This is a genomic window from Paenibacillus sp. FSL F4-0097 (assembly GCF_038593125.1).
In the GTDB taxonomy this organism is placed as follows: Bacteria; Bacillota; Bacilli; order Paenibacillales; family Paenibacillaceae; genus Paenibacillus_AQ; species Paenibacillus_AQ odorifer.
This window is the reverse complement of sequence record NZ_CP151965.1, coordinates 3732348-3750128: the sequence shown is the minus strand read 5'-3', so window position 1 is coordinate 3750128 and position 17781 is coordinate 3732348. Positions and strand designations below refer to the sequence as shown.

The 17781-nt window shown below is 43.3% G+C and carries 18 protein-coding genes and 1 riboswitch; of the genes, 13 read left to right on the top strand and 5 right to left on the bottom strand.

The features are described from left to right. Window position 1: 1 nt before the first annotated feature. A complete protein-coding gene (locus MHH86_RS16770; RefSeq protein ID WP_036687572.1) occupies window positions 2–385 on the top strand; it encodes a hypothetical protein in 384 nt (127 codons plus the stop codon). A gap of 6 nt (window positions 386–391) precedes the next feature. Here the strand turns inward: MHH86_RS16770 and MHH86_RS16765 are convergent, their stop codons facing one another. From MHH86_RS16765 to MHH86_RS16755, 3 genes are all read right to left on the bottom strand, one after another. After that, entirely contained in the window at window positions 392–1705 is a 1314-nt protein-coding gene (locus MHH86_RS16765) for a PQQ-binding-like beta-propeller repeat protein (protein WP_076099082.1), read from the bottom strand. Between the two features lie 188 nt (window positions 1706–1893). Then, window positions 1894–2850, bottom strand: a complete 957-nt coding sequence (locus MHH86_RS16760; RefSeq protein ID WP_076099083.1) for an alpha/beta hydrolase — start codon at window positions 2848–2850, stop codon at window positions 1894–1896. 198 nt (window positions 2851–3048) lie between these two features. Beyond that, complete coding sequence (locus MHH86_RS16755) at window positions 3049–4371, bottom strand: amino acid permease (protein WP_076099084.1); 1323 nt, start codon at window positions 4369–4371, stop codon at window positions 3049–3051. Between the two features lie 128 nt (window positions 4372–4499). Here MHH86_RS16755 and MHH86_RS16750 point away from each other — a divergent pair, with 128 nt between their 5' ends. The 3 genes from MHH86_RS16750 to MHH86_RS16740 all read left to right on the top strand — a co-directional run bounded on the left by MHH86_RS16750 (window position 4500) and on the right by MHH86_RS16740 (window position 7418). Next, complete coding sequence (locus MHH86_RS16750; protein WP_076099085.1) at window positions 4500–5402, top strand: LysR family transcriptional regulator; 903 nt, start codon at window positions 4500–4502, stop codon at window positions 5400–5402. 28 nt (window positions 5403–5430) lie between these two features. Next, window positions 5431–6336: a tyrosine-type recombinase/integrase gene (locus MHH86_RS16745; RefSeq protein ID WP_038571448.1), complete on the top strand. Its 906-nt coding sequence runs from the start codon at window positions 5431–5433 to the stop codon at window positions 6334–6336. Window positions 6337–6446: 110 nt separating this feature from the next. After that, complete coding sequence (locus tag MHH86_RS16740) at window positions 6447–7418, top strand: glycosyl hydrolase family 53 (protein ID WP_249267770.1); 972 nt, start codon at window positions 6447–6449, stop codon at window positions 7416–7418. Between the two features lie 191 nt (window positions 7419–7609). Here MHH86_RS16740 and MHH86_RS16735 read toward each other — a convergent pair whose 3' ends face one another. Beyond that, window positions 7610–8533, bottom strand: coding sequence for an L-lactate dehydrogenase (locus tag MHH86_RS16735; protein ID WP_036687562.1), 924 nt, complete (start codon window positions 8531–8533; stop codon window positions 7610–7612). Window positions 8534–8705: 172 nt separating this feature from the next. Between MHH86_RS16735 and MHH86_RS16730 the strand changes: the two genes are divergently transcribed. The 4 genes from MHH86_RS16730 (at window position 8706) to MHH86_RS16715 (ending at window position 12394) form a co-directional block, all read left to right on the top strand. Further along, on the top strand, window positions 8706–10088 hold the full coding sequence (locus MHH86_RS16730) for an amino acid permease (protein ID WP_036687561.1): 1383 nt from the start codon (window positions 8706–8708) through the stop codon (window positions 10086–10088). Window positions 10089–10118: 30 nt separating this feature from the next. Continuing rightward, window positions 10119–11408: a hypothetical protein gene (locus MHH86_RS16725; RefSeq protein WP_341138568.1), complete on the top strand. Its 1290-nt coding sequence runs from the start codon at window positions 10119–10121 to the stop codon at window positions 11406–11408. A 223-nt stretch (window positions 11409–11631) separates the two neighbouring features. Next, a complete protein-coding gene (locus tag MHH86_RS16720) occupies window positions 11632–11808 on the top strand; it encodes a hypothetical protein (protein WP_169744776.1) in 177 nt (58 codons plus the stop codon). A gap of 193 nt (window positions 11809–12001) precedes the next feature. Beyond that, entirely contained in the window at window positions 12002–12394 is a 393-nt protein-coding gene (locus MHH86_RS16715) for a DUF2500 domain-containing protein (protein ID WP_036687780.1), read from the top strand. A gap of 258 nt (window positions 12395–12652) precedes the next feature. Here MHH86_RS16715 and MHH86_RS16710 read toward each other — a convergent pair whose 3' ends face one another. After that, window positions 12653–13063 (bottom strand): hypothetical protein, encoded by a 411-nt coding sequence (locus MHH86_RS16710; RefSeq protein ID WP_143766232.1) that lies wholly within the window; start codon window positions 13061–13063, stop codon window positions 12653–12655. A gap of 294 nt (window positions 13064–13357) precedes the next feature. On the opposite strand from MHH86_RS16710, the gene MHH86_RS16705 reads away from it, so the two are divergent. The 5 genes from MHH86_RS16705 to MHH86_RS16685 all read left to right on the top strand — a co-directional run bounded on the left by MHH86_RS16705 (window position 13358) and on the right by MHH86_RS16685 (window position 17381). Further along, window positions 13358–13789 (top strand): cell wall hydrolase, encoded by a 432-nt coding sequence (locus MHH86_RS16705; RefSeq protein WP_036687557.1) that lies wholly within the window; start codon window positions 13358–13360, stop codon window positions 13787–13789. A gap of 121 nt (window positions 13790–13910) precedes the next feature. After that, window positions 13911–14375 (top strand): spore coat protein GerQ, encoded by a 465-nt coding sequence (gene gerQ / locus MHH86_RS16700; RefSeq protein ID WP_036687556.1) that lies wholly within the window; start codon window positions 13911–13913, stop codon window positions 14373–14375. A 314-nt stretch (window positions 14376–14689) separates the two neighbouring features. Continuing rightward, a complete protein-coding gene (locus MHH86_RS16695; protein ID WP_036687555.1) occupies window positions 14690–16006 on the top strand; it encodes a hemolysin family protein in 1317 nt (438 codons plus the stop codon). Window positions 16007–16167: 161 nt separating this feature from the next. Next, on the top strand, window positions 16168–16920 hold the full coding sequence (locus MHH86_RS16690; protein ID WP_036687554.1) for a DsbA family protein: 753 nt from the start codon (window positions 16168–16170) through the stop codon (window positions 16918–16920). After that, the gene (locus MHH86_RS16685; protein WP_036687553.1) at window positions 16917–17381 is read left to right on the top strand and encodes a disulfide oxidoreductase; all 465 of its coding nucleotides are present in this window, start codon (window positions 16917–16919) and stop codon (window positions 17379–17381) included. Before MHH86_RS16690 ends, MHH86_RS16685 begins: the two co-directional genes overlap by 4 nt. A 194-nt stretch (window positions 17382–17575) precedes the next feature. Continuing rightward, window positions 17576–17735, top strand: a riboswitch (cyclic di-AMP (ydaO/yuaA leader). Window positions 17736–17781 lie beyond the last annotated feature (46 nt).

Sequence of the window (17781 nt, the reverse complement as noted above, 5' to 3'; positions counted from 1 at the left end):
TATGCACACCTCACGCATACAAGATGTCTATATCAACAATCTGTCTGACAGTTCTATATTTATATGTGGATCTGTAGGCCGGGTTCAATCTAAATTCCTGGGAAGCAAGGAGAATTACCTTTTTAACATAAAGGAGATTAATAATCGCACGAAAGATACTACACTCATAGACATTCCTATCCCTGTATGGACAAACCAAGGGAATGAAGTGGATGAATTTGTGATATTAAAGGATTCCGCGGAATCAACAATTAATATACAATATATCAAAATTCTGTCGATTGGGTCTGGCACGACCTTCCAGATTGGAAACAGCGGGTCAGTTCATCTGGAGAGTCGAACCATTGAGTTTAAACGAGAAGTGGCTGCGAAAGATAAGGAGTAACAACAACTATTTTAATTCTTTTGGCAGAGAAATCGCGAATATATTGTGCTCCGTCTGGATGTAGAGAATACCATTCGCACTGAATAGTTTGCCGTATTGTTGTGCTCCAGTTTTTACTTTGCCAAGCGCTTTTCCTGTTTCTGCATTTATGATAAGGAAATATCCGTTCTCATAGCCGGCGTATAGCCCCTTACCCATAGATTGAATGCTTAACGCAGGACTGTCCGGCCCGTTGAAGCTTATAATGCGATTATCGTTCATTTGAACGGCAGTGATCTGTGCATCCTTTTGGAAAAAAGCCATGTTATTTACTGGACCAGCCACCCAATTTCCGTACTCCTCATAACTTTTGGGTTCACTCGCTGTTTCTTGACCTAAGGTAAAGCGGTATAGGGGATGACCCCCCCATTGGTCTAAACCTCCATCGACTGTATATAGATACGAGCCTTGAAGTGATGTGAAATAATTACCGAGTCTACTGACATCTTCGAGCGGTTTATAGTTCTTTTTGGTCTTCGCTTTTCCAGTTTTAACATCAACATGTACCAAGGTCAACTGATAGCCTTTAAGAGGCTCGTTAGAGGCATCATTTGCAGCATTTGCTTGTTCGCGGAGTAATAATTCACCATCCCGGTAAGCAACAAAGCTATAAAATCCCTGAATTCTCCATAACCTCTTGCCTGTAGCCGGATCGAGCCCGAAAAACTGTGTACGCCTATTATCAACAGTACTGGATACTACCAATACCCCGTTATATAGGCCGTCGATACTTCCTACATACATAGGGATGTCTTTATTCTCCCAGATTTTTTTACCAGTAACCGGGTGATAAGCTGCAATTCCACCATGCTCGTTCCGGAAGTACAACACTCCGTTAACTAACTCCGCGAAAGCACCGATTTCAATCGGATCTTTGGCAGCCTTAACCTTCCAAAGCAATTTCCCCGTTTGGGCATTAACTTTTACAAGATAACCCTCATAAGTGATAAAGAAAACCGAGTTATTCGTTATAATCTCAGGATTTGTTCCGTTTTTGTAGGACCATTTAACTTTGCCTGTACTGAGATCGGCGGCCTTTAGCGTCCCGCCTGATGAATAATAGAATAATCCATTTGCAATAGGGGCCTGTTGGCTATAAATTCCTTGACCATCTGCCTTGGCGTGCCATAAGGGTTTAATTGTGGTGATAGAGTCGACGGTTGTTGAAGAGGAGGCAGGGGTTGTTACTGCTGCTTGAGCACCAGGCAAATATACACCAGCTCCAGATACGAGCAAGGAGGATGCTATAACGGTCTTTAGGATAAACGGTACATATTTCACGATTTTAGCTCCTTATAGATCATTTATAATATATTGACGCAGGGAATGGATATTTGTTTCTCAATTGTAAAAATACACTTGTTAACATAATAAATATTATGTTAACAAGAAAAGACGAATCAGTTTCGCACAAAATTCTTGTGAGAACCAATTCGCCTAGTAAAAGAATATGTCAACAGTTGATTTGTTTAGAAACCTTCACGAAGCCATGTAGTCGCTAACTTGATAGCTCCTTTTTTAGCATGAGTCTCGGCTAAAGGATTCAGCATGACAAAATCATGAATGATGCCTTGGAAGCGGACAGCCGTAACATTCACGCCAGCTTCCCGCAATTTGGCGGCATAAGCTTCACCTTCATCCCGTAGCACATCTGCTTCACCAGTAATAACCAGTGCATCTGGTAAATCCCGTAGCTGCTCTAGGTTAGCCCGAAGAGGAGAGGCAGTGATCTGATTTCGTTCCTCAGGGTCAGTGGTATACTGATCCCAGAACCATTTCATGCCGTCCCGCTGCAAGAAATAACCTTCGGCGAACTCATGATAGGATTCAGTATCAAACGAGGCATCCGTTACCGGATAGAATAGTAGTTGTTTCGCTATCTTCGGTCCACTCCGTTCTTTCGCCATGAGAGTAATAGCAGCTGCCATATTCCCACCGACGCTGTCTCCGGCTATAGAAAGCTTGCTAGTATCTAATCCGTGCTCGCTTCCTTTTTCAGATGTCCACTTGAGAACTGCGTAGATTTCTTCAATAGCTGTAGGATATTTAGCTTCTGGGGAGAGGCTGTAATTTGGGAAAACAATAGCGGCCTCCGCTCCGACAGCTAGTTCACGGATCAAGCGATCATGGGTATGGGCATTCCCAAACACCCATCCTGCGCCATGAATGTACAGGATAACAGGCAACGATGCTGATGAGGAGCTAGGGGGGCGAACGATTCGTATGGAAACATCACCGTTAGGTCCACCTGGCACCATTAGATCTTCAATATCAACTTCCGGTTTATATATATCACTGGATTGTACGCTATCTACCGTTTCACGACCTTTTTCTGGCCCAAGGGCAGGTAGAAAGGGAGGTTTCGCATTATCATCGGCAAATTTTTGAGCTGCTGGCTCAAGAATGATCTTAGTTTTGTTTGGCATGATTTATCGTCTCCTTTGACTGGTCATAGTCTAGTATACCCTCTTCATTCCATAACCATCTAAGCAGCTGCTGAAACGAATGCCAGTTTACGACTAGTTAGAGATTTGACACTATTTGCACATTTATCGCCTATTGAGCACGGTTTCGGACACCAGTGTAACTATTCCTTTGGGAGAGGTTCAAACGCAGTTAGAGCCTTACAACACCTTTTGTTGTTTCTCATGCATTCCACGACTAATTTCCTCAGTGACACTTATCCTCTGTTTACTTTTATTACCGATAATCCAAACGAACACCAAAGTGATGAGCAGCGGATAGCCTATCGCCCAACCCGTAAAAGGAAACACAGCAGCTGTTGCTAAAAAAGAAATCCAGCTTATCGTCACACCTAAGCGACTTCCTTTGAGCAGGCGTATCCCTGCGGCACACCCTCCGATATAAGTCAGGATAAAAGTAGCATTCGGAAACTGAATCAGAGTGGTGATGGAGATGGATCCGCTGCCATACAGTGTCATCACCGATACAAAACAGAGCAGAAGAAAAGCTATGCCACCGATAGGGGTATGATACTGTTTGGACATTTTACCCATCCATTTCGGCGCAGAGCCTTGGCGGGATAAAGCATAAGCCACACGTGAGGCAGCTCCTACATAGGCAATAATCGTGGCTGTACAGATGAACAGACCGGTAAGTCCGGCAATAAACCCTCCCCAGCGCCCAAGAGGCTGACTAATAATCCACACGAGTGAAGTACTTGATCCACCTTTGAGGTAGCTTTGTGTACCAACAGTTGCTAGTGCGGAGAGAAAATATAGAATCCCTACTATAATAGCGGCGATGGTTACTCCTTTAACGGCGGCGCGCTGTGGGTCCTTGAACTCCTCAGATAGGTGTGAGACAGCTTCCCAGCCAATAAAACACCAGAATAAGATTGCAGCAGCCTGGCCAATGCTCATCCATCCATGTGGGACAAAGGGAGTGAAGTGTTCGACTTCCATGCGGGGCAGTGCAGTAGCAAAGGAGAAGACCAGCACAGCAACAATCGCTATTACTACCGCTATCTGTACCTTTCCAGCGACCTGCATGCCAATCCAGTTCGTAATCAGACCAATGACCAGCATAATAGCGGCGATAGTAATTCTCGCAGATTCGTCCCAGCCCATAGCGGCTGTCATATAACCCGCTCCAGTCAGTGCAGCAACAGGTGCACCTATCGGAACGGACATCAGAAAAAACCATCCCACCAGTGAGCCAGCTTTTGGACCAAAAGCAAGCGTTACAAAATGGGACACGCCTCCAGCGTTAGGGAATTTAGCAGAGAGCAGACCCATTGATAAGGCCATCGGCAAAATCAGCAACGACATAAATCCCCACGCCAGTAATGAAGCGGGACCCGCCATTTCTGCAGCCAAACCAGGAACAATTAAGACCCCAGAACCCAACACAGCCCCGATGTAAAGGGCAATAGCCTGAGGCATGCCAATGTTTTTTTGTAAAGTGTTTGAAGCGGATTCCTTCATGTTTTTTTATCCTGCTTTCCTTGTCTTTTGTTCTAGAGTAGCAGATAATAGATCCATTGGAAAAACAGAATTTTTGAATAGTATCCATTCAATATTCCGATGGTTCATTTTCATTTAGGGGGAAATTCATGGAGTCACGTCATCTTTTTACCTTTTTAGTGGTAGTGGAGACGGGCAGTTTTACTAGAGCAGCACAGAAGCTTGATTATGCACAGTCCAGTATTACTGCACAAATCCAAGCACTAGAGTCTGAAATTGGCCAGCCATTATTTGATCGGATCAGTAAAAAGATTATTCTAACCGACGCAGGCCGTCGTTTGCTTCCGTTCGCACAGGAAATATCCAGAATGCACAATTTAGCACAGGACGCGTTACGCTCGGATAGTGAACTAACGGGTTCTTTGCGGATTGGGGCTCCTGAATCTCTGGCTGCTTTTCGCTTACCAGGCATTATTAAGGAGTTTCGTGCTAAATATCCGCAGGTGCAAATTATTCTGAAGCCTGGAGCTTGCTGGGAACTATCAGATTTTGTCCGTTCGGGTGAACTGGATTTAGCGTTCTTATTGCAACCTGAGACGGAAGATAAAGATTTAAATATAGAAACATTAGTACATGAGCCGATGACGCTGATCGCAGCGCCAGATCATCCCTTATTAAACCTCGCTGAGGTAGAACCCCTTCATTTAAAAGGAGTGACCATACTTCATACCGAAACTGGCTGTTCCTACCGGACTTTATTTGAACGGCATTTGAACAGTTACGGTGTATTTCCTGACCCCACGTTAGAGTTTTGGAGTATCGAGGCGATAAAGCAATGTGTAATGGCTGATCTTGGCATTGCCTTTCTTCCATTAATTACTGTAAAAAATGAACTGGCTGAAGGCAAACTTGCCAGATTAAATTGGAATGATGAATCACAGCGTGTGGCGACGCAGATCGCCTATCATCATAAAAAATGGAAATCGCCCGTGCTTACGGAGTTCTTACTTGCAATAAAAAAACATGCTGAGCAATGGAGAAGTCTAATATAGATCAACATTAACAAGGAGGCTCTAAGGCATGAATGAGTGGTGTGAAGACTACGAAGAAGGGCTGGAGGCCTTTCTCATCTGGATGAAGGATGCCGGGTACACTCCCTATACGCAAAAATCCTATTTAGTAGATGTGAAACAGTTTTTAGACAGTCTGAATGGTAAAAAGCTTGAGACAGTGAAGAAGCTGCATGTCATTTCCTTTTTGACCTCTGTCCGCGAACGTGGAGTGAGTGATGCCACCCGTAACCGGAAGCATGCTGCGATTAACTGTTTTTTCAAGTCATTGATCGAGCTGGAACTACTACAGAACAACCCGGCAGCCGGAATTAAGAAATCCAAAACTGAGATCAATCGTGAGCCGGTTTACTTAGATGAAAGTGATCTGGGGCGGTTTTTATCTTCTATAGATGGTAAATACAAAAAGCGTAATTTAGCAGTTTTTTTGTTGATGTCCTATATGGGGCTTCGGGTGGGGGAAGTCCACACGCTGAATTTGAGTGATTATAATGTAGAAAGACATTCCCTCCGTGTGTTTGGGAAGGGGCGTAAATGGCGTAATGTGCCGGTTCCCGAGGATGTAGTGCCTTTTCTCGACTCCGCGTTAGCAGAAAGGTTAGACCCTTGGCGCAGTAAAGAGGAAGCGATGTTCATTTCACAAAAAGGACGCAGGTTGTCTATCCGAGGCATTCAGCAAATCGCAGCAGATACCTTCGATCGTTTCCAAAGGGATGTGCCAGCAGCACAGCGACGCCCGTATTCAAGCCATAAGCTCCGACATTCTTTTGCAACCATGCTGCTGAGAAAAGGGGCAGATCTGCGTACCGTACAGGAACTGCTAGGTCACTCCTCGATCCAGACTACAACCGTATACACACATATCACGAGTCGTGAGAAGGAAGAGGCCATGTCTAAATTACAAATCCAGCTGTGATTGAAAAGAAAGCAACCTCCTTAGAAAATCGATAACAAAAAATAACTTGTTATTATAACGGTATTGATTTATTCTAACAGTTATTAAGAGTTTTATAGGAGGTCCTAATCGTGAAGAATGTTTTTCTAAAAGGGATGACTTATGGCTGGGGATCAAAACGAGGTGAATACCGTACAGAATATGCAGAAGATTCGATGAGAAAGCTGGCAGAGACAGGTAGTGAATGGATTGCCTTATCTTTTTGGACATGGCAAGACACTGTGCATTCAACAGAAATTCATTATGATTACGGTTACACGGTGACTGATCGTGATCTCACACATGCGGTACAACTGGCAAAACAGCTTGGTCTTAAAGTTTGTCTTAAACCTGTAGTGAATTCGAGGGATGGCATTTGGAGAGCTAGGATTGGATTTCCGGAAGAGGGAGATGTTTATTGGGCAGCATGGTTCCGTTCTTATACTAATTTCATTAAACACTACGCAGAGTTGGCGGAAGAACTTGAATGTGAGATGTTCTGTATCGGCTGCGAAATGGTCGGCACAGAGTCTAGAACTGCGGAATGGAGACAATTGATTCAAGAGGTCACCAATCTTTATACAGGGCCGATCATTTATAATGCCAATCATGGCAAAGAAGAAGGAATCGAGTGGCTGGATGAGGTGGATTTTATCGGAACCAGCGCTTATTATCCGGTAGCTTCAGTGCCGGGAGATTCTTATGAGAATATGCTGGCTGGTTGGGAGCGGCAGAAACCGCGGCTTAAGTCACTCTCTGAGCGATTTGGCAAGCCTCTCGTATTCATCGAGATTGGCTGCCGAAGTGCTCATGGGTGTGCCACCATGCCATGGGACTTTACATACACAGACTTACCATATTCAGAAGATGAACAGGCCAACTTCTATCGCTCAGCGCTGGAAGCATTCTGGAATGAACCTTGGTTTGCCGGTTACTTCTGGTGGGATTGGAGCACGAAATTGTATGACTTAGAAGAGGCTTCCATTGACCGTGGTTTTGATATTTATGGCAAAAAAGCCGAACAAGTTCTCAAAGAATACTATAAGCAAACTATCACTAAATAAATTGATAAAAAAGATCCGGAATTTCAGGTGAGCCTGGCCTGCTAAAGGATCTTTTTGTCATTGGCAGGCTAAGTTAATTCGTGTTATATTAAAAACCGTCCTTTTCATAGTGGAGGCAACGCTCCACATATAAAAAGGACGGTTTCTTGTGTCTTTTGTAGTCAAAAAGGGCTGTTTCCAGCCAGATTCGCTTACAATTCTAGCTTAGCTATTTCTGCTTTTAGCTTCTCAGCGGATTTCTGGAATAAAGCCTGTTCGGTTTCATTGAGTGGGAGGTCCAGTACCTGTCGAACACCCGAGCGATCTACTACGCAAGGTGCACCGAGATAGACATCCGAAACCCCGTTATAGTTATTTAATAAAGTAGAAACATTCAACACGGCGCCTTCATTATGAAGAATGGAGACTACAATTCGGTCCAGTGCAAGCGCTATTGCATAAGAGGTTGAGCCTTTGGCATCAATTATTTCATAGGCTGCATTCTTGGTATCTTGGAAGATTTCTTCGCGTTCTGCTTCGTCAAAACCAAGATCAATCCCAGCTACATTCGCAAGACTCCAAACCGGAAGCTCTGAATCTCCATGTTCACCGATGATCTGTCCGTGAATACTGCGAGGATCGATTTCTTTGTGAAGACCGATCAAATAGCGAAAACGAGCACTATCAAGTACCGTACCAGAACCAATTACACGTCTGCGGTCAAACCCGCTTATTTTCAAAGTCGCGTAAGACAGAATATCTACAGGGTTAGTCGCAATAAGTAGAATGGCATGTTGGTTATACTTTGTAATTTTTTCAATGATATCTTTAAAAATTGAAATATTTTTACGAAGCAGATCTATCCGGGTTTCTCCCGGTTTTTGTGATGCACCGGCAGTTACTATAATGATATCTGCTTCACGGCAGTCTTCATAAGTACCAGCCCATAACTTCACACCACCGACAAAAGGCATGCCGTGATTCATATCCAGTGCTTCGCCAAGTGCTTTCTGATGATTAACGTCAATAAGTACGAGTTCGGGCATACGTCTACGTAACAATAAAGTATAGGCTGTAGTTGTACCAACTGCTCCAGTACCGATAACTACGACCCGATTGGGTTTTGGGGGGGCCATGTCTCCATCTCCTTAATATTTCAAATTTTTGGTTTCAATCTTGTCCATCATAATCGTTAACGGTAGTGTTTTCAAGCTGATCTTATTTAATGCATTACCCTAATTAAGGCCATACTAAAATGTGATTTTTATTTCATTATCTTAGCAAGACTAGACAGGAGAGAATGTAAGGATGGATTTATTTCGTAAAAAGGCTCTAAACATACCCACAAGTTCTGAGGGGACGCAGTTAAACAAGACGTTGGGTGCCCTGGATCTAACAATGCTTGGGGTAGGAGCCATTATCGGCACAGGTATTTTTGTAATGACAGGAGTTGCCGCAGCAGAACATGCAGGTCCTGGTCTTATAATTTCTTTTTTACTGGCGGCGTTTGCCTGTGTGCTCTCGGCATTATGTTATTCGGAATTTGCTTCGACCATTCCTGTTTCCGGGAGTGCTTATGCTTATAGTTATGTAGCCTTTGGAGAACTATTAGCTTGGATCTTAGGCTGGGATCTCGTCTTGGAATACGGAGTTGCCGCAGCGGCTGTAAGCAGTGGCTGGTCAGGGTATTTTCAGGGGTTATTAGAGGGCTTTGGGATACATCTCCCAACCGCACTATCGGGGGCTTATAATCCGGAAGCGGGTACAATAATAAATCTGCCTGCAGTAATCATCATTTTGTTAATTTCCTATTTACTGACTCGGGGAACGAAAGAAACGGCACGTTTTAACGCCATCATGGTCTTTATCAAAATAGCAGTGGTGCTTCTATTTATCGTAACTGGATTTTTCTATGTGAAGCCAGAGAATTGGACTCCATTTCTCCCCTTTGGGTACCATGGCGTGATCAATGGCGCGGCCACAGTGTTTTTTGCCTACATAGGTTTTGATGCGCTAGCAACCGCTGCAGAAGAGGTGAAAAGACCCCAACGCGATTTGCCGATTGGAATTATTTCATCCCTTGCTATCTGCACTGTCTTGTACGTTCTTGTCTCACTCGTATTAACAGGTATTGTTCCATATACTGATCTCAATGTTAGTGATCCTGTATCTTATGCGCTTCGCTTTGTAAATCAGGATATGATTGCCGGTCTGATCTCTGTTGGAGCCATCGCGGGAATGACTACAGTACTCCTCGTGATGTTATTCGGTCAAACCCGGCTGTTATTTGCCATCTCACGTGATGGCCTACTGCCAATAAGTTTATCTAAGATTAATGCTAAAACACAGGTACCTGTACGAAGCACATGGATGGTAGGCATCTTAATAGCCGTGTTAACGGGTTTCATCCCACTGGACCGGTTGGCAAATCTGACAAGCATAGGAACATTGTTTGCCTTTTTTGTAGTGTCTTTAGGGGTAATCGCGCTTAGATATATTCATCCGGATTTAAAAAGAGGGTTCAGAGTTCCATGGGTACCTTTCATTCCGCTGTTAAGTGCGGCAACTTGTGGTATTTTGATGTATAATCTAGGAAGTGAGACATGGATTGGTTTTCTAATTTGGACAGTTGTTGGACTTCTAATCTATGCACTATACGGCTATCGTAATAGTAATTTGAATCATAAATAAGATTCAATCCATCCGAGAGGAGAGAGGTTATTGGCATCTAAGATTGCTGGATTGAAGGGAATAAGATTAATATTGATGCTGATTTTGTTAGCGTGGGTGGTCACGGCTTGTTCATCTCCTCCCCCGGAACCTACTCAGCAGCCCCAGCCGACAGAGGCACCTGAAGAAGGACAGACGATAACCCTGATTACTCCAGACGCGAATCATGTTGACAATGATAGTGCTCCGAAATATCAAATTCAGACTCGTCTTACAGATTTTCAGCTGCTTAGTGAAAGTGAAGGTCTGGCCTGGGGGGTTACCAAAAACGAACTCCGGTTGTACTTAACCCGGGATAACGGAGCAACTTGGGCTAATATTTCACCAGCACCAAATGTGCAGTTCCTCTCCAACCCTGTGTATGGGAAGGGGATTTTCTTCACGGATCCATCTCATGGTTGGATTATAAGAAGTGCTTTTGGAGCGACAGAAACGATTGTGCTGCGAACCACAGATGGTGGCCAAAGCTGGAAAATCTCATCTTTAGGAGATGTGAATACAGTATCCTCTGTATATTTCAACTCACCCAAACGGGGTTGGCTGATGACCTCATGGAACGCTTCTTCCAATAAAGAGAACAAGGCACTTTTTTCAACGACAGACGGTGGGGCCACTTGGGAAGAAGTGATGCAGAATGAGCAATACAATCCGAATTTCCCTAATGATTCGATACCGTTTGCCGGCGTCACCACTGGAATGATTTTTCGCAATAGTACACATGGATTTGTGACAATGCAGACAGGTGCTCTTCCCAAAATCTTTATGACAAAAGATGGCGGTAAGAGCTGGAGCCTCGGGCCAGCTTTTCTGGTTAACGAACGTTTAGAGGATTGTGACCGAGTAATTACGGGCAAACCGGAGTTCTTTGATACCAGTAAGTCTACTGGTTGGATGTCTGTTGGCTGCCAAAAGGATAAAGAAAAAACAATCGCCTACCATGGATATTTTACGGCTAACGGTGGAGCAAACTGGAAATTTGCATCCTTTGGATTGAACGCACAAGCTGGTGTCAATCGTCAAATTGCTCCGACGTTTTTGAACTCACAGATCGGTTGGACCATACTTGGCGACACCCTTTACCATACGGTGGATCAAGGAGCTACGTGGTTGCCCCTTAAAGAGAGCAGTGTACTGCGATCTAAACTTCTGGAATATCCGGAGATTGTAAAGCTGCAGTTTTTTTCCACTGAGGTGGGGTGGCTTTTGATTGAGAAAAAAGAGGACAAGCGCTCGATACTGTTACAGACTACGAATGGTGGTATCAGCTGGCGCGTAATGTAATAAGGAAAAAGAACCTGCCTGTTGGTAGGTTCTTTTGTTGTTAGCAGAGTGGGGGTTTATTGTTGTTTGTGAATGATTGAATATAAGGAAAAAACTTATTTAAAATTTTCTTTATAAATGTGAAAAAAATCACATGACATTTAAAGAATCCTGTGATATATTTAACACATAGAAAACAAGTTCATATTTTCACAAACTCAGACATCGAATAGGAGAGATTACAATGAAAACATTCGAAACAGATTATATGACAAGAAACCTTTTGCAACTTTGCTACAACTGTGATGACGCTCATCTTTGTGAAACTGAAGAACAATGCAGAGCTTGCTGGGCTGAAAATGGAATGTTAGATGATCAGACAGACGAAACTAAGAAATTGCTAGACCTAGTTCATGCTTAATTTAATTACTGAAAACTCTGTATAGAGACCACTCGAATTCTTGATTTTTAAGAAAACGAAGTGGTCTTTTTGCATCTAGTCTCACTTATTTAATGCTTTCTGGACTAGATGAGGCATATACATGTACAGAAGTACCCAGAACGCAGCAATTAGGCTGAATTACAAGGGGAAGAAGGGGGAAACTGTCATGGGAATGGGCCCGGATCTTTCGTGGATGTTTGATTTTGCCGGAACGGTGATGCCGATCTTTATCGTTGTTATGATTGGTATTCTTGCTATATCAGCAGGCAGGGGCTTGCTTCAATGGGGCAGGAACAATGGCTCACCCATACTAACAATCCCTGCACATATCGTTAGCAAACGGACTGAAGTACGTCAGCAGCAGCTTCAGGAAGAGAATGGCTCAACTCGTACGAGTACAACTTACTATTTAACGTACGAGCTGGAAGGCGGCAGTCGCATGGAATTTAAAGTAGATGGCCATGAATATGGCTTGAGCGCAGAAGGCGATAGAGGAATGCTTACTTATCAAGGAACTAGATATCATGGATTCCAACGACAGCCACAATACTCAACTGCGGAGTAGTCATTTGTTATATAAAATCAAAGCAGCGATCCCCATGCTAATGGAGGAGCGCTGCTTTGCGTTTTGGTTATGTACCATTCAAGCCCACTGATCCTGTAGCTCTCAAAGCCCACTGATCCCGTAGCGCTCAAAGCTCACTGATACTATAGCTCTCAAAGCTCACTGTAGGTGCGATCATCTATTAAGTGTCAGATATTCATTACCCTCTTACCTTACGGACCCAGATGACGTTATTTGTAATTTCACAGCCTTTTGAGCCTAGTTTCGGACTCCAATGCAGCTATTCATTAGAAAGATGCTTATAATCGGTGCTTTGCGGGCCAATAGGGGCTTTGGGGTCCGATAGAATCCCAAAAGTGGATTAATATCGCGAATAAGGTCAGCTGTGTCCGATAGCGCCTTCTGAGCGGACGTTGACGTGGATGCTGTTGCTGACGTTGAAGCTATTGCTGTTGCTAACAAGGACATCGACGCTGACGTGGACATTGTGGCTAACACCGACAACGATTCCAGCACCGATTCGACGCTAAAACCGACGCCGACTCTGATGCTGTACTGACGCGCTAACACCGACGCCGACCCTGATGCTGCCACCAACATCGACTCAGACGCTAACGCTGTCGTTAACGAGGACATCGATGCTAACGCTGCTGACATTGTCGCTAACACCGACACCGCCCCCCGACTCAGACGCTAACGCTGTCGTTAACGAGGACATCGATGCTGACGCTGACATTGTCGCTAACACCGCAGCTGCCCCCGACTCTTACGCTGTAACGCGAATGTAATTGGGCAAACGCAGCTTAGAGTGTAGATAAAGGGGATTTGCTGAGTGGTTAAAAGGAAAAATCCCTACTCTAAAAAATAGGCGGGAACTGTCACCTCTTAGGCGAATGCACATACTATACAGCATGCAGTTAAGAACGAGGTTGCTACAAGAAGTGACCCCAAGGAGGAGACAGCGTGGCCGTCATCAAAACGAACTCGGAAGATGTGAAGGTGCTGGCGCGGTTGATGAGAGCGGAAGCTGAGGAAGATGGAGAACTCGGTATGCTCATGGTCGGCAATGTTGGCGTCAACCGGATTCTTGGCAATTGCTTGGACTTTAATAACATTCGGAATGTGAATGACATGGTCTATCAAAGTCCAGGAGGTTTCGAAGCGCCGCAGAAGGGATACTTCTATCAGCGAGCCAGAGAAGCAGATATCCGTCTAGCCAAACGTGTAATTGCAGGTGAAAGAACCTGGCCAGCTACCAATGCTTTGTGGTTCTTCAGACCCGCAGGTGATTGTCCTGCAACCTGGTATAACCAACAAAACACAGGCCGCTTCAAAGCCCATTGCTTCTTTACTCCGACCGGAGAAGATTGCCCGACTGTATTTATCGGCAATTAGAATGGTAACTGTGCAAAGAGAATTACTCAATAAAATGAGTAATTCTCACAGAAAGTAAGAGTGATTTCAATTGTGTCCAAAGGAGTTTATGCTCCGATAAACATTTAGGAGGTTTCATTAAATGATCGTTCAACCTTACCGCCCCGTAACTTATACCATCGGTAGTGTCTCTTCTTCAGGTATGCCAATGTCTTCCGGAATGCCGATGTCATCAGGAATGCAAGGCATGGGCAGCATGCCACCTCAAGTAAGCAGTGGCAGTCCAATGACGCCAGGGGGAGTAGTAGTTCAGAATCCACCACAAACGTTCGAACAATCCTACATCGAAAATATTTTCCGCCTGAATTTAGGAAAAGTAGGTACGTTTTATTTTACTTATGAGAACAACAAAGACTGGAATGCCAAAGTTTACAAGGGTGTGCTGGAAGCGGCAGGCCGTGACCACATTATTATCAGTGACCCTGCGACTGGCCAACGCACCGTCTTACTTATGATTTATTTTGATTATGCTACCTTCGATGAGCCCCTTACTTATCAATACCCAGGTGTAATTGGCAATCCTCCAACGATGAGAAATTGTCGCTAAATGTAATCCATCTTCGATGAGAAGAACTCCAACGCCAAACGGTTAGGAGTTCTTTTTATTTGTGATTAATTTATGGAATAATCTTGATAATCACTGCCCATTTTTTTTCGAAAGGACACGCATGCTTGCGGTTTGCCCCAATATATTAATATAATAAAGTATATATTCAAAAACGTGATTCTAGACTGGAGATGAAACCATTGGGAAATTGATACTGAAAGGAACAAACGGCGAGCATTTTGCCAATACTCTGAAAAAACGAAGGAGGTGGGCCTATCCATCCATGTACGGAAAATGGTGGATAGGAGTATAAATTGAGCGACCCTTTACCCGGTATATTACATGTTGGTCTTATTATTTTGTTGGTATTGTTAAATGGATTTTTTGTTTCAGTCGAATATGCAATGGTGAAAGTGCGAAGTGGTAGAATTGATACCCTGATTGAAGAAGGTAGTAAAAAAGCTTTTAATGCAAAAAGCATTGTCAGCAACCTGGATGGCTATCTCTCAGCCTGTCAGCTCGGCATTACATTGGCTTCACTTGCATTAGGGTGGCTGGGTCAACCAGCTATAGCTAATCTTATAGGACCTTTATTAGGAAGCATAGGTTTAGGAGAAACTGCTGTTAATGTTGTATCTTTGGTTATTGCTCTTATGTTCATTACTATCTTGCATATCGTATTAGGTGAGCTTGCACCTAAGACCATTGCTGTTAACAAGGCTGAATCTGTCCTTTTACTAACAGCAGGACCGATGAATGTATTTTACAAAATCATGTATCCAGTGATATGGATCGTTAATGGGCTGGCGCGTGGTTTACTGCAAATTTTCCGATTAGCCCCGGCTTCAGAGCTGGGAACGGCGCATACGGAAGAAGAAATTCGTATTATCATGCAGGAAAGTAACAAAAGCGGCTTTATCGATAATACTGAAATGGCTTTGGTTGACAATATTTTTGAATTTGTGGATACCATGGCTCGGGAGATCATGATTCCGCGGACAGAGATGATCTGTCTGAATAATCATGTTTCTGCTGAGGAGAACCTTGAGATTGCCTATGATGGCATGAGGACACGTTATCCCGTCTGTGATGGTGATAAGGATCATATTTTAGGCTTCATCCATATAAAGGACTTAATTAAGGATCGCCCGCAAAGTTATCAGAAATTAATTCGTCCAATATTAACCGTGCCGGAATCCATTCAGATTAGCGCTTTGCTGAAAGTTATGCAGCGTGCGAAGACACAAATCGCCATATTGATCGATGAATATGGTGGAACTTCAGGAATGGTGACATTGGAAGATATCATGGAGGAAATTGTTGGAGAAATTCAGGATGAATTTGATGAGGAACGTCCCGGTGTTGAGAAGCTTGGCGAGGATGAACACTCCATTGACGGTTTGATGCTTATTGAAGAGATTAATGATCTTTTGGGTCTTCATATGGAGACTGAGGATTACGATACGATAGGCGGCTGGCTGTATTCTAAATTGGAGGTTAATCCACCTCAAAAAGGGCAATCCGTAGAATTTGATGATCATCTATTTATTGTAGAAGAGACTGAGAATAAGCGAATTTCTCGAATTAAGCTATTGCGGTTACAGTTATTGAATGAAGAAGCTGGAGCTTGATGGAATTATATATTTTTAAAATAAGAGCAGCGTTTCTCCTTTTGGAGTCACGCTGTTTTTTTTGACTATACTGTTTGCCAAAAAGAGATTAATAATTATATAATTTTAAATGTATATGATAAAAACTACATTAGTCCCTAGAGGACAGAAAGGAATTCTCCTTGAGTAAACCTAAAAAAAGTCCAAATGTTCCCCAGTTGAGCAAACAAGAGAAACGACGGGTAGAACAGGAGCAACAGAAGCAGAAAACGAGAATTTTAGTTATTAGTTCAATAGCTGTAGTAGTTATCATTTTTGTTGGATTGTTTATGTTAGCTTCGAAAGATGCAGCAAAGAATGTCTCTACAGGAGAACCGGTAGAATTCAATTACAGTGAGCTACCTAGGATTGGTAATGAGGATGCACCTGTTAAGCTTGTTGAATTTGGCGATTTCAAATGTCCAGCTTGTTCCCAGTTTGCTGGCTCCATGAAACCGAAAATTGTTCAAGATTTTGTCAACGAGGGAAAAGCAGCTCTTTACTTTGTAAATATGGCTTTCGTTGGTCCTGACTCTGAGACAGCTTCACTAGCTGCATTGTCTGTATACCATCAGAATAAGGATGAATTCTGGAAGTTCTATGATGCTGTATATGCGCAGCAAGGGGATGAGAGCGACGAATGGGCCACTGAGGATTTCTTGATAAGCCTTGCTGAAAAAGAGAAATTAGCGATCGATTACGATCTGTTGCGTAAAGACATCCAAGAGAAAACTTATGCAGATGAGCTGAAGAAAGACATTCAGTTGGCAACTGACGCAGGCGTGACAACTACGCCTTCGCTCTACATTAATGGGGTGAAAACGGCTGAACCTTTCGATATTGAAGCGATTACATCTGAAATTAACACCGCCGCAAAAGCAGTGGAGGCAAAGTGACAAAATTCCTATCTTTTTGCAAGCGTAACTGCCTCTATCTGGCCTGGTTTGTCTCTTTGGTTGCTGTAGCTGGTAGCTTGTATTTAAGTGAAGTCTTGAAATATGAACCTTGTAAGCTTTGCTGGTTTCAGCGGATTTTTATGTATCCGCAGTTATTTTTGTTGGGAATTGCCACTTTCCGTGGAGATAAGCGCATCATTCCTTATGTGCTTCCATTAAGTTTGATTGGTGGCAGTATCTCAATCTATCATTATGCGGAACAGAAGATTCCAGCGTTAAGTAAAGTTCTACCTTGTACAATTGGTGTTCCTTGTAATAAAGATTACTTGAACTACTTCGGATTTATTACGATTCCTTTGTTAGCTTTAATCGCTTTTGCTCTAATTAGTCTCCTTCTTTGGTATGGACGTAAGGAAGAAGAAATGATTGAAGTAGATGCAGAGGAGAGCTTAGGATTTTAGTTTTCGCTTTGGAAGTTACAAAAAAGCTGAAAAGGTATTAAAATCACGGGCTAGAGGGATAATTGAAGATAATGAAAGAGAGCATCCAATAAGACGCTATATTTGAGCTTATTGGATGTTTTTTCATTCTTTTTTCATTTTTTTCAACGCTTTACTGTAGGCACTTTGTAGACTAATATTAGACCTTGTGAGAAGTTGAATATGCGCTGAATTTTCTTAGGAAAAACGGGGGAACCAAACTTGGCATTCATGCCAATGGGGTGAATCGGAACCGGGTCGAACAGACCTGTACCGTAGGGCTATAACCACAGCCCGAATCCGCCAGCTAACCTCGTAAGCAAGGTGGGAAAATGACCATGCATAAGCATGCGGATCATTTCCGTATGCTTATTTTTGTGTC